We start from the raw sequence: 15710 nt of genomic DNA, 5'->3' as shown, positions 1-15710 counted from the left end.
TTAGAAATTAACTTTCACAGAGAATCCCAAATTACGCAGACTTGGCGACATAAACATGTCGATACCTTGAAAGTAAGTGCCTGTACTTGCTGTCAGTTCCGGATCGAACGGAGCTTTCCTATAAAGGAAAAAGAGATTCTTGCCGATGAAAGATACGTTCAACCCCTTAATCCAGTCCACATACTTGTTGATAGGAATATCATAGCCTAACGACAACTCAGACAAACGGACATTAGTCGCACTGTAGGTGTACATAGAACCAATACCACCCTGAGCACCGGCACCTCCAATTTTCGTATAGTAATCTTCCGCACCGATAGGACGACCGTTAACAATGGCTCCACCATTATCACGGGCAATGGCTGTAGCCTTTGAAGAGCCGTATGCGTCCATCGTCGCCTGTGTCTGTGATACAACTACACCACCGACACGTGCCGTGAACAGGAATCCCAATGAAAGCCCTTTGTAACTGAATGTGTTTCCCCAACCGAGGTTATACTTAGGAGCACTATTACCGGCCTTTACAAATTCATCAGGCTGAGTGACTACAACCTGGTCCGAAGGATGGACATAGATAGCTCCATGTTCGTCCGTGCGAAGCGTATTCACATAAATATCGCCGATAGATCCGCCTTCTGTCAGTATCATTTTATACATACTTGTCCCGCCCATATCAATTCTATCCAGAGAGGTAAGTTCGTGCGTATAAGGATCTTCATAGTTGCGCAGCAATTCCACCACTTTATTTCGGTTCAATGAATAGGTCAGATACGAACTCCAGCCAAAATCTCCCCATTTGTCCTCAAAGCGCAAAGACAATTCGATACCTTTATTATCTACACGACCGCCATTGACTACTTCCGATTTATAGCCGGTAGTAGAAGAAAGGGTACGTTCAAAGAACTGATTGTAGGTACGTGACTGATAGATAGATCCATCCAATCTCAAACGGTTCTTGAAGAAGACAAAGTTAAATCCGGCTTCCCATGATTTGGTACGTTCCGGCTTCAGATTGGGGTTAGGACGTCGGGACTGAGTAACAGGAACGCCATCAACCAACTCATAAGTCGGAATAGCCAGAAATACATCCGGTGAATTACCTACTTCCGAATAAGAAATACGTACTTTCATGTATGGCATAATATCCGTACTGCAACGGAATATATCTGTGATAATCCCCGAAAGACCGATAGACGGATAGAAGAAAGAACCGGTATTCGTCCCTTTGAAAGTAGATGACCAGTCGTTACGAGCCGTCACATCCAGATAAGCCATAGACTTGTAACCGATCTGAGCACTACCGAATATGGCGCGTTTTTTCAAATGATAGCCATATTGGTTGGCCAGATTCTTCTCTGAAGTATCCACGTTGCCAAAAGTAAAGAGGTTGGCTACCGACTTCAGTTTGCCTCCGAAATAATCAGACTGATAATCATTGTTTTCAAAGTTCCCACCCACATTGGCTGTTACATTTAGGGTATTATCGACAAAGTACTTATTAATATTCAGCAATAATTCACCGTATATCTGCTGATTCTCGATATTACTCTTAGAGTAATAACCGTATTTAGAAGCAAACAAAGTATTTGTTCCGGCATCATACATGCGCTCACGGCGTTCGTTATTGCGGTCCATTTTGGCACGGGCTGTTACATTAATCCAGTCAGCAAACTCATATTTTGCCGATGCGGTTGCCATATAACGGTTCTTGTGATTAGGTATTTTAATATGCTCGGTAATCCAGTATGGATTCTGTAAAGCCAGACTTGTGCTGTAAGGCCAGTACTGAGTCAGCAAATTTCGTTCCGAATCGTACCGCTGATACGCCTGTACTTTGGAGAAATCATCTCCCGCAGGAAACAGATAAAGAGGTACTAACGGGTTATAGTAAAGTCCCTGAGAGGTCATATTCTGTTCTTTTACAGAACTAAGCATAAAGCTCAGGTCAAGAGTCAGCTTATCTTTCAGCATCTTGGCTACATTACGGACAGTAACATTGTAACGTTCGTAGTCATTATTATGGATAATACCTTTGGCATTGGTAGTACCTAAAGATAAGTAAGTCTGATTCTTGTCAGTACCTGTAGAAAGACTGGCAGCATTGGTTACATTCACACCTGTCTGAAAGAAGTCTTTAGGATCATAGCTGCTCGGTGTATTCAATTTACTGCCCCAGCTATAGTAACTACCCACTTCTGTCTGCCCATAAGTATTTTGAAATTCGGGCAAGACAAGAGGAGCGGAGAAAGTCGTATTATTGGATATGCTGACTGAAGTACGTCCTTCCCTACCTTTTTTAGTAGTAATCATTACTACCCCATTGGCAGCGGCACTACCGTAAAGAGCAGCAGCTGACGGTCCGCTCAAGACAGAGATACTCTCTATATCCTCGGGATTCAGACCGGAAATAGGATCACCGGACTGACCGGCACCTTCGTATGAGTCTGTAGGCTGCGTAGAAGCGGCACTCATATCACTCATCGGTATACCATCAACTACATAAAGAGCATTGTTATTACCATTCAATGATTTGGTTCCACGCATCACTACACGTGAAGAGCCACCGACACCAGCTGAAGATGAGTTAATTGTAACACCCGCAACTTTACCGTTCAGATTATTGACGAAGTTGGCATCTGCAATGCGTGTAATCTCGGCATTGCTTACTTGCTGTACATTGTATGACAAAGATTTAGCTTCCTTCTTGATACCCAATGCAGTAACAACGACTTCATTCAGTACTTCCGTATCTTCTGTCAGCACAATATTCAGAACTTGGGCATTCTGTACCTTTATTGTTTTCGTGGCATATCCCACATAAGAAATTTCCAGAATATCTCCTTTCCTGGTCTGCAGCGAAAAGTTTCCGTTTATATCGGTGATAGTACCGACCGTAGAATCTTTCACTTTCACATTCACACCGATCAAGGGATCTCCGCCAGCATCCTTCACAACTCCTTTTATCTGGATTTGTCCTTCCTGCTGAACAAGTTGCATTTTATTAGTCGATAAAATAATCTGCTTGTCAACTACGGTATACGTAATATCGGTCCCCTTAAAAATGTCATCTAGAATATCCAGAATCTTACCTGATTTATTTCTCACAGAAACAATACGATTCTTCTGAATCGTTTTGTCATTGTAAAGGAAAACATAATCGGAAGCTTCTTCTATTTTATTCAGTACCTGTTCTACAGATACATTGTTCATAGAAATGGCAACATGCGTCCGTTGAGCATAGCCATTCTCTGCAGATAGTTGTAAAACGACTGCAAAAAGTAGTGCCAGACTAATCCTCATAACTAAAGGTAGTTTTAGATTTAAAGCATATTTAGGATATAATGCAATAAATGAATGATTTTTTTTCATACATTTGCGGTTAACTAAAGTTTATTACTATAATGAACTATGGTTTGATTCCGGTTAGCGTTTGCAAGACTCCTTACCGCGAATCTGAAAAATTGGGGGGAAGACAGCTGTTGGTAGCAGCTTTCTTCCTTTTTTTACGATCTTTGTGCTATCTCATAGGCTACTCTCATTTTTATGGTTACTAATATAAATCTACTATTATCTTTTTCTTTGTGAATGTATCATCTGCCTGTTGTACTGCCTCTTCGGTTCTCCACTTCAAGGCAGCAGACTTAGCCAGATAATCCAATATCTGTGGCAGTGTTTCATTACGGAAGGTCGCACGATATTTATATTCTTTTCCCGATATATTATTAAACTGAATATCTACATTAAAATGCCGTGCCAGCCGTTTAAATATCTCATCCAGCTCGGCATTGCGGAATATCAGCTTACCGTCTTTCCATGCCACCTTTTCATACACATCCACTTTTCCCTTCAACAATTTCTGATCTGCCTTATTATAAAGCAATCGTTCTCCCGGAGCTAACTGAACTGTTGTTTTTCCGTCCGGTGAAATGACGTTTACTTTACCTTTCTCTAATACCGTTTCTATACTATTATCATCCTCGTAAGCATTCACATTAAATTTGGTTCCGTACACATAGACACTTAACCCGGCAGGAGTATTGACGTAAAAAGGCCGTTTCCTGTCCGCCTCTACTTCAAAATAGGCTTCACCTTCTAATTCAACATTACGATTATCTTTCTTAAAAACAGTCGGATAACGTAAAGTACTACCGGAGTTTAACCAGACAACCGAATGATCAGGAAGTTCATAACGAATGACTGAGCCTGTAGCCGCCATGACTTCAGCATATTTCTCTTCGGTATCCGTCGCTCCCCAATATAAATATCCCAAAATCAAAGAAGAAAGCAATAAAGGTATAGTCAAGAATGCAGCATAACGCATCAGCTGATTATACATACTCCTTCTTCTGTTTGTCTTTATTTGGGTCTGTGCTTGTTGGTAGGCGCCCAGTACATCAATGGACTCCATTTCTTTAATATCCTCTCCTAATACCTGCGCTTTTCGGAGCAATGATTCCGGATTCATATTTTCCATATTCTCTTTCAAAATCTTAGTCTTTTAATTGCAATTACACTAATAGTACAACTGAGGTAATCGAAAAGGGACAGGTATAACATACTTTTTTTTATTTTATTTTTTGAGCTAACTTATTTTCTACAGCTTCATACCAAAAACAAAAAAAAGAAAGGAAATTTTAGGAAATGCTGATTTTCTTATTATATATTTGCAGTAAAATGAAAAACTACAGAATCTCAAAATAATGAAAATATCTTTTTCCAGACAGACTAAAGAAAGGGCTTTCAAACAACTTTACGAGGATTATTATGCTCCTTTCTGCCTGTATGCAAAAAGATTTGTAGATGATAAAGAAGTCCGCGAGGACATTGTTTCGGATGTATTCACCTCCCTATGGGACAAGTTGGATACCGACTCTTTCGATTTGCAATCGGAGACAGCATTGGGATATATAAAGATGTGTGTAAAAAACAGTTGTCTGAACTTTCTGAAACATCAGGAGTATGAATGGAGTTATGCCGAAAATATCCAGAAGAAAGCTCCTCTTTATGAAACAGAAACAGATAGTGTATATACACTTGATGAGTTATACCGAATGCTATACGAAACATTAAATAAGCTCCCGGAAAACTATCGCACCGTATTTATGAAGAGTTTCTTTGAAGGCAAAACACATGCGGAAATTGCCGAAGAAATGAATCTCAGCGTAAAATCCATTAATCGGTATAAACAAAAAACAATGGAACTCCTGCGGAACGAGTTGAAAGATTACCTCCCGCTGTTTTTATTATTCCTGTCTCCCGAGCAACTGTAAGCTCTCTGCTAAAACACGGCACTCTTTACGATTGATCTTCCCATTTCCCGTTTGAGGAATATGATTTACCTGATAAATATATTTAGGACGATAATAAGGTGCTAAGACTGATTCCAATTTAGTCCCTAGCGCACTTATTTCCATCTGACCTTCTATCAATAAAGTAACAGCCTGCCCCAAACGCTGATCCGAAACGGAAGTGATCACAAACGGTACAGGGATAAACGACTGAAGTAACTTTTCGATCTCTTCTGCCTGCACTTTAATTCCTCCGCTATTGATCACATTATCCTTTCTTCCCAGAATCGTAAAACTACCGTCCGGATAAATACGGGCAATATCATTTGTCTGCAGAATTTCATTGCAGACAAGCGGAGCATTAATCATCAATGTATCTTCTGAAGACAAAGATAACTCTACGGATGAAAAAGGATAATAACGATCGGAAGCCACTGCACCATTCAGACGGCGGAGAGCGATGTGAGAAAGTGTTTCCGTCATCCCGTAAGTTGAATAAACAGCATTGGGCAGATTTCTGATTTCTTCCTCCAAAGCCTTGTCAACTGCTCCACCTCCTATAATTAAAATCTCCGTTTGCTTTAATTTCTCTTTCTCTTCGGGTATCTGAAACGTATTATACACCTGCAAAGGCACCATAGCCGCAAACCTTAAAGGAGTGTCCACATCCGCCAATGGATGACCGGAAGCCGGACGTACTATAAGATTCAGCCCGGCAATCAAAGAACGGACGACTACCATCATCGCCCCGATATAGCGAAGGTTCATACACAATAATGCCGTTTCACCCTGCTTTAAATCCAGAAACTCACAAGTCAGGCGTGCACTCTGCATCATCTGATCTTTGCGAACTATCAATTCTTTAGGAGCCCCCGTAGAACCGGAAGTATGTACAGTGATCACAGGATCATCATTAAACCATTCGTTTAGAAAAAAATATAAGTCCCATATAGCAGAAGGGTGGTTTCCCTCACCTTCTGCTACAAGGCTATGTATATCGCCCGGAGTATATTCCTTTCCCTCCAGCAGCAACCGCTGTTTTTGTCGGTCGAATATCATCATTTACAAAACCACAAACAATCTTTTCTGATTTCAAGAGGCATCTCTACATTATCTGTAAAGAGTAACCCGGTGCCTAACCCTTGAGGCAATGGATTCTGAAAAGTAGCACACCATTGAGCGATAGCATTCAGACCGATATTAGACTCCAGAGCAGAAGTTATCCACCAACCGATATTCAGTTTCTCCGCTTCCGCAATCCACTCCTCGCCACCGGCTAATCCACCATGAAGAGAAGGTTTGATAATAATATATTGCGGACGGATAGCCGAAAGCAGCCTTTGCTTTTCTTCCCAGGTATTATAGCCTATCAGTTCCTCATCCAAAGCTATCGGCAAAGGAGATTCGGAAGTAAGACGTGCCATTTCTTCCCATTGTCCGGCACGAATGGGTTGTTCTATCGAGTGCAAGTCCAGTTCGGACAAGCGTTTCAATTTCTCCATCGCATCTGTTGGCGAGAATGCTCCGTTGGCGTCTACACGCAATTCTATTTCTTTAGAAGAATAGTGAGAGCGGATATGCTGGAGTAAAGCCAGTTCTTCTTCAAAGTTGATGGCACCAATCTTCAACTTTATACAACGGAATCCAGCCTCCATCTTCTTCTCTATCTGAGCCAGCATTCTATTGAAGTCGCCCATCCAGATAAGCCCGTTTATCGGAATACCCGCTTCCCCACGTGAAAAGGGCGTGTCCCACAAAGCCCAGCTTCCTTCAAAAAAGTGACGAATGGCTGTCTCCAGGCCAAAAAGGATGGAAGGGTACTTGCATAGAGCTTCCATGTCCAGCTTGCCTCCCTGATTCTCTACCTGCCGACAAATTTTAGCCAGCACTTCCTCGTAATCGGGAAGATCATCACAGCTAAGATTGGGCAGAGGAGCGCACTCCCCGATCCCTACCCGATTGGGAAATTCGGGAGCAGTAAAGTGAAGATACCAGACTTTTCGCGTTGTGTATGTGCCTCGTGAAGTTCCAGCCGGCTGCTTGAAATGAAGCACCCGCGGAATAATGTCTATTTTGCAATCCATTGTTTAAGGGAACTTCGGATATTTCTTAAAGTTTGGTTTACGTTTCTCCAGGAATGCATTCTTTCCTTCCTGAGCCTCATCCGTCAGATAGTAAAGCAAGGTCGCATCCCCTGCCAACTCCTGAATACCTGCCTGACCGTCCAGTTCGGCATTCAATCCGGCTTTAATCATCCGCAAGGCCAACGGACTGAGCAGCATCATTTCTTCCGCCCATTGCACATACTCATCCTCCAGTTGCTCCAATGGAACTACTTTATTCACCAATCCCATATCCAACGCTTCCTGCGCATTGTATTTCCGACAAAGGAACCATATCTCACGTGCCTTCTTCTGACCGACAACACGAGCCAGATAAGAGGCCCCGAAACCTGCATCAAAGCTACCTACGCGAGGACCGGTCTGTCCGAAGATCGCATTCTCCGAAGCAATCGATAAATCGCAAACCACATGAAGCACATGTCCGCCACCGATGGCAAATCCATTCACGGCAGCAATTACCGGTTTCGGAATGCTGCGAATTTGTTTCTGTACATCCAGAACACTCAGACGGGGAACACCGTCCTTGCCGATATAGCCGCCACGACCTTTCACATTCTGGTCACCGCCCGAACAGAAAGCCTTGTCACCAGCTCCCGTAATCACGATCACATCAATATCCGCTTCTTCCCGGCAAATGCGCAATGCGTCACTCATTTCAGCCGTTGTAGTCGGAGTAAATGCATTTCGATAGCGTTCACGGTTAATGGTGATGCGGGCAATCCCATTATAGTAATCAAAGAGAATATCTTCGTATTCTCTGATGGTTGTCCATTCTCTTTGTGCTGACATAATCTATTTTTGTTTTAGTTGATGATAATAATCTTTCAGTATACGTGCATCTTTATTCTTATTGGTGAATACTTCCATCAGAACCGGTTGTTCCATGGCTTCCGGTTGTGTGAAGGTTTTCATCGCTTCGGCAAGCTGTTCTTCATTCTCTACCCGTTGATAAAGGAATCCGCGTTCTTCCGCCCATCCTTTGGCAGATGTCTTGTGAACGGCTGTAATATACTTGTGCGATGTACCCGACATATCCAGTCCGGGTAATGTATGGAAAATCTCCCCTCCTCCGTTGTTCAGCAAAAGGATGCGTAGATTGGGACGGACATTGATGTTCCACAAAGCATTCATATCATAAAAGAAACTAAGGTCACCTATAGCTATAAAATTTAGTTTATCCGAACCGGCGGCATATCCCACTGCCGTGGACAACGAGCCTTCGATGCCGCTTGTACCCCGGTTACAGCATACCTCAATCGTAGAAGGAACCGGGTATAACTGAGCATAGCGGATGACAGAACTATTTGCCAGATGCAATGCACATGATTCCGGCAATGCCTTTATCAAAGCACCGATAGCCGACATTTCCGAATATCCGAACTCCGGTTCGGGAATGGTCTTGCAATAATTCTCCCAGACACGGGGATATTCCGGCACACGGTTATCCAGCAACGGAGCTATTTTCTCCAGAAACTCAAACGGGTCCATTTCGATGACGGTAGTCAGAGAGCCGTAAAGATCAATCACTTCTCCGTCAGCAGACACATGCCAGTGTTCTTTAGGCGGATGCTGCCGAAGATATTTTTTCAACCGCTTGGAAACCACATGTCCGCCATAAGTAATCAGTAGTTCGGGAGTCATCTGGCCGATTTTCTCTTCGGGCATCGCATAAAGCGCCGCATCAAAATTCTTCACCGGAATACCGGGTACTGTCTGATTACCGATATGCTCGGTCAGCCACACGAAATGTTTATATAACAATTTGGTATGCCGTTTCTCAAACAAGTAAATCAAGTTCATCTGTCCGACAATAACCATCCGCTTCTGATATCTGTTCAAGCGTTCGATCAGGTCATTGTAATCCCGGTCGTATACATTCAGCCCCTGATAGCGCGTGATGACACGTACTTCGGGAAGCGACTCCACCGTAAACTGGAACAAAGGTTCGGATATAGGAATATTAATATGTACCGGACCTTTTCCATGATGGTTGGTTTCCAGCAAGGCTTCATTCACCAAGCGGTTACAGTACCATTCATCCTCTTCTGTCTGAATCTCTGGAAGGTTTACCGATTTCTTGACCAATGTCTGAAAAACACCGGGCTGCGGCAATGTCTGTCCCGCCATCTGTCCAATCCAGGCAGCAGGCCGATCGGCAGAGATCACAACTAAAGGTATATTCTGATAATACGCTTCTGCCACAGCAGGATGAAGATTGAGCAACGCTGTACCGGAAGTACAGCAAACGGCAGCAGGATGCCCACCATTCAGTGCAAGGCCAATCGCAAAATAACCGGCACTCCGTTCATCCGTCATAGCATAACAAGTAAAACCCGGATGAGTAGACAGCGTATGCACAAGAGGTGCATTACGGCTACCGGGACATAACACTACTTTCGTAATTCCATGCGCCTCGAGCAGCGCGACCAACTGGAGTATATTTTTCTTGTCCGAATACATATTGATAGTGATTAGCTTGTTAGTGATTCATCATTATTGGAGCAGACACAAGAATACGCCTCATTGTCTGCAATTTCTTTTCCGTTTCCTGCCATTCATCATTCAACTCTGAAGAGGCTAACAATCCGCCACCGGCATATAGCGTCAATTGCTCGTCTTCAATGTGCATGCAACGCAGATTCACATACAAATCTGTGCGTCCCTCCGGATCGAGCCAGCCGATAAAACCGGAATAATACTTACGATTGTACCCTTCATTTTCCAGAATGAACCGATAGGCTTCTTCTTTAGGCAGTCCGCACACGGCAGGAGTCGGATGCAGGACTTTCAGAAGGTCTCCCAGATTTTTATTATCTTTCAAAGAGAAATGAAAATCAGTTTTCAGATGTGACAGGGCGCCGGCATATGCCGGATAAGGCCCGCTCTCTGTAGAGCGAATGCCCAGCGAAAGAAGCTGCCGACGGATATAGGACGCCACATAATCCTGCTCCTGACGGTTTTTGTCATCCCATACTTGCGGAAGTTTACCATTCTGCAAAGGTTGAGTTCCTGCCAAGGCAACTGTATTCCATTCATTTTTTTCGCCCGACAATATAATTTCGGGGGTACTTCCCAGCCACACGCCCGTCTGAGGAGTATAACACAGATAGATATAAGAATGAATATAACGTTGACAAGCTGCACGAAAAACAGCTGAAGGGGAAAACTCCGGATTCTTTCCAATAGTGAGACTACGGGAAAGCACCAGTTTATCAAAGGTAGCATCACGCAAGGCTTCAATAAATGTATGAAAACAGGTCGCATACTTCCCTGTACAAAGGGTATGAAAAGATTCCTCCGGATAACTTTGCAAGACCTGCCCTTCGTCTGCCACGATTTCCATAGGCAACGGCCGTCCAGTCCTGTCGGACTGTATCAACACAATCGGGCATGACTTATCTACACGGAACGGAGCAATCACAAATCCTCTTTGTCCATTCAGTTCTTTCAAATCGTAAATCAGGCGGACAGCTCCGACATCTTCAGTCAACAGACGAGGATACTTCTCCCCGGGAACACGATAAACAGCAAAGGGCTGTTTCCGCTGAATGAGTGCATCAATAGTTGTCAAGTTACTTTTTTCGTCAATCATCTTTTTTTCATCACACTGTTGACCACCCGTATAGAGGACACCAGTTTATTGGTTGAAGTAAAAACGTCCACATTCCATACATGAGAGGAACGTCCTTTGTGTACAATCGTCGCTACTGCACGTACTGTATCACCTTCGTGCGCAGAAGATATATGATTTCCGCTGACCTGCATTCCTACCACAATTTCATCCGGCTGACAGAGAATCATCGAGCCGAGTCCAGCAACTGTTTCTCCCAATGCAAGCGTAGCTCCACCGTGCAAAATACCGAACGGCTGACGCGTACGGTGATCTACCGGCATCGTCGCCTCTACACGGTCTTCGTCGGCATATGTATATTGGATACCCAGATTACCCATCAATGCGTGACGCGCCTGTGCATTCAACTGGTCCAAAGGAATCTCTGCAGCGCGGACTTCCGCTATTATCGCCTTTTCGACAGCCAGAGCCACTCCGTCTTCCTCGTTGGAAGCTGTCACATAATCCGCACAGACCTTTACCGAATCCTGCGAATGCCCCATCGCCACTCCCAGTCCTGCCAGCTGAATCATCGTCACATCGCACACACCGTCTCCAATAGCGATGACCTCTTCACGCTTCACATCCAGTTCTTCCAATAAAGCTCCCAGCGTGTTAGCTTTATCAATCGCACACGGCACTACTTCCAGAAAATAAGGTTCGGAACGGAAAACATCCAAAGCTCCGTTCAACCGTCTCTTCCAGTGTCCCTCCAGACTAACCAGCGCTTCTTCGTCATCGCTGACAAGCATACACTTACACGGAGCAAAGTCAATTGCTACAGAAAATTCCTCTTCCTTGATCACTTTCAAATTATTCAAGCGAGCTTCATTCTGGATATGTTCATTTTCCGGAGTGTCAGTAATGATCGTATCATCATGGTAAGTGAACAGTGCGAAATTATTTTTTCTTGCCTTCTTTTCCAGATAAGGCAACATTTCCGGATTAATCCTCCGCTCAAACAGTATTTCTCCGTTTTGAGCATTAATTATCTGGCAACCATTATAAGAAAGGATATAACCTCCGTAATTTCCGAGTTCAAGGGATTTGGCTAAGGGCATCAGACCGTAAGTAGGTCTGCCGGATGCCAGCACGATACGTACTCCCATTTGCTGTACTTTCAGCAAAGCGGCCAATGTACGTTTACTAATTTCTTTTGCATCATTGAGAAGCGTTCCGTCTACATCAAGAACTAATAATTTATACTTCATGGACACACGATTTTGATTTAGATTACAAAGGTAGGAAATTGAGTGAACGACTGAAAGCGGAAAGAGATAAAAATTACTTTAATTTCACTCTTTCAGATGCATTTCCAGATAATCACGAAGGATTCGGGCATGATTATAAACCGGTTCTTTGGATGCATAAAGCAAAGTGATCACCGGATGGGGTTTGATAAGAGTCAGAAAATAGGCTACAGCCTGAGAAGCTTCCAGCTCCTTCTGATACATCACGACAAAATCATTCCAGTGACCCGGAATATCTTCATGAAACCATCTACGCAGTGTTGCGGAAGGCGTTATATCTTTTGCCCAGTAATCATATTTCAACCATTCTTTCTTGATTCCACGTGGCCAGAGTTTATCTACCAGCACCCGATATCCGTCTGTCTCTGAAAAGTCTTCGTACACTCGCTTTATCCTAACTTGCACCATTTCCGTTTATATTTAGTTATCATAAGAATAAACCGATAAAACGGAAAATTGTTTAACGAAAAAGCCAAAATCAACCTAAGGATTCCTGCGCTTTCTTAAATTCGTATGGAGTCATACCAGTCTTTTTCTTGAACATGCTGTACAGGATAGGCGTACTATTAAATCCGGCTTCATCAGCTATCGCACGAATGGTATAATTGGGATGTTGCTTCAATAACTGAATCGCATAGTTAATACGAAGTTCATTAATATACCCGTTGAAATTAGTTCCGGTGTTTTCCTTGATCATCCGGGCGAAACGGGCATTATTCAAATGTACAATCTGAGCCAGATCCTCTCTCGACAATTCCGGAGATAGATATAACTGATCCTGAACAACAATACGATTCAGTTCTTTGAAAATTTTCTTATTCTCATCCTCTTCCTCCCCACTCTCCACTACTTCATCCGGAGATAAATCGTCTTTTTCGGAAAAGCCTGTTTCCGGTTCCAAGTCCAATGGAACAGCTATCGGATCTTCCGCATCTCCATCTATGAATAATTGTTTGTTCTCTTCTTTTCCAGCCAGTTTCTCATTGATAAACTTTGCCAGCATTTTGTTTTTATATTTAACAATAATCGTATGACGCCATATCCGCCATAGCACAAATAAAATCAGACAAGTAACACATCCCAAAAAAGCAAGTGATATGTTTCTGATTCTTAACTGTAAAGTCTGTTCGGCAATATATTCTTCCTGCTCGTCAGCTTTATGAATAGCATTTAATTCCAAAGCCGCATTCTGCTTATCCTTGCTGTTAATACCATCGATAATAGAAATAATAGACTCACGTAATGCTGCTACTTTTTCAAAATCCTTCAAACCTTTATACGCTTTCACCTCTTTCTGAAGGATACCAATATACTGCAAGTTGACAGTATCCTGCTCTTGCATCAATTTCTTAAAATCCTGACATCGATCAATAACTTTCTGATATTGTTTTGACACTAGCAGATAAGGGATCGCATAGGTTTTTCCATCCGGTGTCTGTGAATTCTCTGTTGACAAATATTGTTGATAATATTTTTCCGCCTGATCATACTTTCCTTCCAAATAGCAGATATACGACATTTTTGCATACAAGTAAGTATATTGCAGATCAAGAAAGCCTTTTGTTTTTTCCGGTAATTTAGCTATATCTTTAAGTAGCTTCTCACGCTTCAATCCGACCTCCAATGCTTCTTTACTACGGGAATCATTGAGCAGATAATCCATTTTCATCCCATAAAAGTATGAAAGCATAGCCATTTCCAGTTTAGTACTTGTACCTTGAAGCAGTTTGATAGCTTTGTCAAAATAGTCATATGCCTCCTCTTTGAAAGACAATTGCCATTTATTTTCACCGATGCAAAACAACAGCTTACTTTCAGCCCCTTTATCCTTTTCTTTTTGTGCCAGCTTGATACCATCAAAAGCATACCTCATACTCTCTTTATGGTCACTCATAAGCACTGCTAATTCTGCCAGGTCGACAGTCATGGTCAACAAGTGCTTAGGATCTTTCTGAGATACGGAATCCAGCAAATAAGACTTTTTGGCATACAAAAAAGCCAGTTTAGTCATATACATATTACGATAAACCCTACTGCGTAATTCATGTATAATACGCAGAGGGATAGCCCTTTTACTTTCAGCTCCATCCAACAAACTTAAAGCCCGTTCAGGTTCTGCCATATAAATTCGACTTATATACTCACTGGTATATAGCGAATCATTCTCTATAGTTTTGTCGGCGAAAAGGAGCTGGTTAAACACAAACAAAAACACACAAAAACAAATAACCGAGCGAATACTTTTCATTATAATCCCAATGATTTTACTCCCCAAAAGTAAAACATAGTTTCATAAAATGCAAGAATTGAACATATTTGAATGAACTAAAATAAGAAAAGTTAGTGATTGTAAAAGCCAGGAGTTATCAAGTTTTTCCCACCCATCACATACAATAAAACACTAAAATTCAACCACATGCCACATATATAAAACAAAACATCTCAACATATAAATAAACAGCCGATTCCATTAATGAATTTGCATAAGATTATAGCAGTACATGAAAAATCGAACCGACCAGTCTAAATAAGCACCAGACAATTATTAACCCGCCCCACTCATCAGAGCAAAGCAGCACAAAGACAAAAAAATCAAAGAAGGGAGACACATACCATCACAAGAAAGATTATAATCCCAACACCTTATCAAACCGTTGCTCCATACATGCACTCAAATCCGTCGTTACAAACTTTCCTTTATAGAAAAGAGAAAAGATAGTAGCAGGTGTAGGTGCATTCTGTGCTTGTTCCATCGTTTCCAATCTGACTATTTTCAATGGAATACCTTTGTTCTCAGTCACACTCACTAAAGAATTACAGACATGAAACTCTGCGAACGGACAGCGATGTGTATAGTAAACGACTACACCTTCTTTTTCCTCACATTCTCCACTTGATACCGTTCCATTGAATGACGGATCAGGAGCTGCCGGATTTATCTTCAAAGCCAAAAGACTGAAACCATACGGAAGTTTTTCTATTGTCTCAAACCCCTGACGTAATAACCATTTCGCATCACTCATAAAATGAAATTTAGAGGTACCGGCCACAGTCACCAAGCCATCCCTACCCTGTGCTTTGGCATCCTCAACAGCAGACTGCAACAGTGCTTTGCCATGCCCGCATCCTTTATATTTTCCTGAAACCCAAAAACAGTTTATCATTAAATAGTTGGGTGCATTAACCGGAACCCAAGCTTTTTCGGCAGGTCCATATTCAATAAAGACTTTCGCCCGCTCATCTATTCGTCTGAAAACATAACCGTTGTCAAACTCATTTTTCAGCCATGCCTTTTTCAACTCATAGCTATCCTTGCACTTCTTATCAGAGAATGCACAGCAGATGTGTTCTTTTTCGATATTTTCTTTCGTCAGAGTAATATACTTTGTTTCCATAGTAATCTATTTATCAGTGTATAAATCTTTATTGTTCGTTTTTA

Annotated in this window: 12 protein-coding genes; 1 reads left to right on the top strand and 11 read right to left on the bottom strand. The window is 42.3% G+C overall.

Annotated features, from left to right (window positions below; all coding sequences use genetic code 11):
• Nucleotides 1-3300 carry a TonB-dependent receptor gene (locus tag ACHLI0_RS22010; RefSeq protein WP_490750048.1) on the bottom strand — a complete coding sequence of 1100 codons (3300 nt, stop codon included), beginning with the start codon at nt 3298-3300 and terminating at the stop codon, nt 1-3.
• A 250-nt stretch (nt 3301-3550) separates the two neighbouring features.
• Nucleotides 3551-4474 carry a FecR family protein gene (locus ACHLI0_RS22005; protein ID WP_490750047.1) on the bottom strand — a complete coding sequence of 308 codons (924 nt, stop codon included), beginning with the start codon at nt 4472-4474 and terminating at the stop codon, nt 3551-3553.
• A 226-nt stretch (nt 4475-4700) separates the two neighbouring features.
• Here ACHLI0_RS22005 and ACHLI0_RS22000 point away from each other — a divergent pair, with 226 nt between their 5' ends.
• Nucleotides 4701-5270: an RNA polymerase sigma-70 factor gene (locus ACHLI0_RS22000; RefSeq protein ID WP_011109391.1), complete on the top strand. Its 570-nt coding sequence runs from the start codon at nt 4701-4703 to the stop codon at nt 5268-5270.
• Here ACHLI0_RS22000 and ACHLI0_RS21995 read toward each other — a convergent pair.
• The 9 genes from ACHLI0_RS21995 to ACHLI0_RS21955 all read right to left on the bottom strand — a co-directional run bounded on the left by ACHLI0_RS21995 (nt 5244) and on the right by ACHLI0_RS21955 (nt 15666).
• On the bottom strand, nt 5244-6347 hold the full coding sequence (locus tag ACHLI0_RS21995) for an AMP-binding protein (protein ID WP_490750181.1): 1104 nt from the start codon (nt 6345-6347) through the stop codon (nt 5244-5246). The two genes, ACHLI0_RS22000 and ACHLI0_RS21995, sit on opposite strands and share 27 nt — an antisense overlap.
• On the bottom strand, nt 6347-7372 hold the full coding sequence (locus tag ACHLI0_RS21990; RefSeq protein ID WP_490750046.1) for an o-succinylbenzoate synthase: 1026 nt from the start codon (nt 7370-7372) through the stop codon (nt 6347-6349). The genes ACHLI0_RS21995 and ACHLI0_RS21990 overlap by 1 nt, the downstream gene beginning before the upstream one ends.
• A 3-nt stretch (nt 7373-7375) precedes the next feature.
• A complete protein-coding gene (gene menB / locus ACHLI0_RS21985) occupies nt 7376-8200 on the bottom strand; it encodes a 1,4-dihydroxy-2-naphthoyl-CoA synthase (RefSeq protein ID WP_234118722.1) in 825 nt (274 codons plus the stop codon).
• 3 nt (nt 8201-8203) lie between these two features.
• The gene (gene menD / locus ACHLI0_RS21980) at nt 8204-9871 is read right to left on the bottom strand and encodes a 2-succinyl-5-enolpyruvyl-6-hydroxy-3-cyclohexene-1-carboxylic-acid synthase (protein WP_413554428.1); all 1668 of its coding nucleotides are present in this window, start codon (nt 9869-9871) and stop codon (nt 8204-8206) included.
• A gap of 19 nt (nt 9872-9890) precedes the next feature.
• Nucleotides 9891-11003 carry an isochorismate synthase gene (locus tag ACHLI0_RS21975; protein WP_490750045.1) on the bottom strand — a complete coding sequence of 371 codons (1113 nt, stop codon included), beginning with the start codon at nt 11001-11003 and terminating at the stop codon, nt 9891-9893.
• Nucleotides 11000-12232: a Cof-type HAD-IIB family hydrolase gene (locus ACHLI0_RS21970; protein WP_008760410.1), complete on the bottom strand. Its 1233-nt coding sequence runs from the start codon at nt 12230-12232 to the stop codon at nt 11000-11002. The genes ACHLI0_RS21975 and ACHLI0_RS21970 overlap by 4 nt, the downstream gene beginning before the upstream one ends.
• An 84-nt stretch (nt 12233-12316) precedes the next feature.
• Complete coding sequence (locus ACHLI0_RS21965) at nt 12317-12679, bottom strand: DUF488 domain-containing protein (protein ID WP_490750044.1); 363 nt, start codon at nt 12677-12679, stop codon at nt 12317-12319.
• 70 nt (nt 12680-12749) lie between these two features.
• The gene (locus ACHLI0_RS21960; RefSeq protein ID WP_413554430.1) at nt 12750-14519 is read right to left on the bottom strand and encodes a helix-turn-helix domain-containing protein; all 1770 of its coding nucleotides are present in this window, start codon (nt 14517-14519) and stop codon (nt 12750-12752) included.
• A 379-nt stretch (nt 14520-14898) separates the two neighbouring features.
• Nucleotides 14899-15666, bottom strand: coding sequence for a GNAT family N-acetyltransferase (locus ACHLI0_RS21955; RefSeq protein WP_055217257.1), 768 nt, complete (start codon nt 15664-15666; stop codon nt 14899-14901).
• Nucleotides 15667-15710: the final 44 nt, after the last annotated feature.

This window comes from Bacteroides sp. RCH18, assembly GCF_058231005.1.
Note: the sequence above shows the minus strand (reverse complement) of the source record. Positions and strands in the feature narration are given on the sequence as shown.

Excerpts from the sequence above, each read along its gene's own strand:
- menB (WP_234118722.1), bottom strand. The coding sequence starts at position 8,200 with ATGTCAGCACAAAGAGAATGGACAACCATCAGAGAATACGAAGATATT.
- ACHLI0_RS22010 (WP_490750048.1), bottom strand. The coding sequence starts at position 3,300 with ATGAGGATTAGTCTGGCACTACTTTTTGCAGTCGTTTTACAACTATCT.
- ACHLI0_RS21990 (WP_490750046.1), bottom strand. The coding sequence starts at position 7,372 with ATGGATTGCAAAATAGACATTATTCCGCGGGTGCTTCATTTCAAGCAG.
- ACHLI0_RS21960 (WP_413554430.1), bottom strand. The coding sequence starts at position 14,519 with ATGAAAAGTATTCGCTCGGTTATTTGTTTTTGTGTGTTTTTGTTTGTG.
- menD (WP_413554428.1), bottom strand. The coding sequence starts at position 9,871 with ATGTATTCGGACAAGAAAAATATACTCCAGTTGGTCGCGCTGCTCGAG.
- ACHLI0_RS21970 (WP_008760410.1), bottom strand. The coding sequence starts at position 12,232 with ATGAAGTATAAATTATTAGTTCTTGATGTAGACGGAACGCTTCTCAAT.
- ACHLI0_RS21965 (WP_490750044.1), bottom strand. The coding sequence starts at position 12,679 with ATGGTGCAAGTTAGGATAAAGCGAGTGTACGAAGACTTTTCAGAGACA.
- ACHLI0_RS22005 (WP_490750047.1), bottom strand. The coding sequence starts at position 4,474 with ATGGAAAATATGAATCCGGAATCATTGCTCCGAAAAGCGCAGGTATTA.
- ACHLI0_RS21975 (WP_490750045.1), bottom strand. The coding sequence starts at position 11,003 with ATGATTGACGAAAAAAGTAACTTGACAACTATTGATGCACTCATTCAG.
- ACHLI0_RS21955 (WP_055217257.1), bottom strand. The coding sequence starts at position 15,666 with ATGGAAACAAAGTATATTACTCTGACGAAAGAAAATATCGAAAAAGAA.
- ACHLI0_RS22000 (WP_011109391.1), top strand. The coding sequence starts at position 4,701 with ATGAAAATATCTTTTTCCAGACAGACTAAAGAAAGGGCTTTCAAACAA.
- ACHLI0_RS21995 (WP_490750181.1), bottom strand. The coding sequence starts at position 6,347 with ATGATATTCGACCGACAAAAACAGCGGTTGCTGCTGGAGGGAAAGGAA.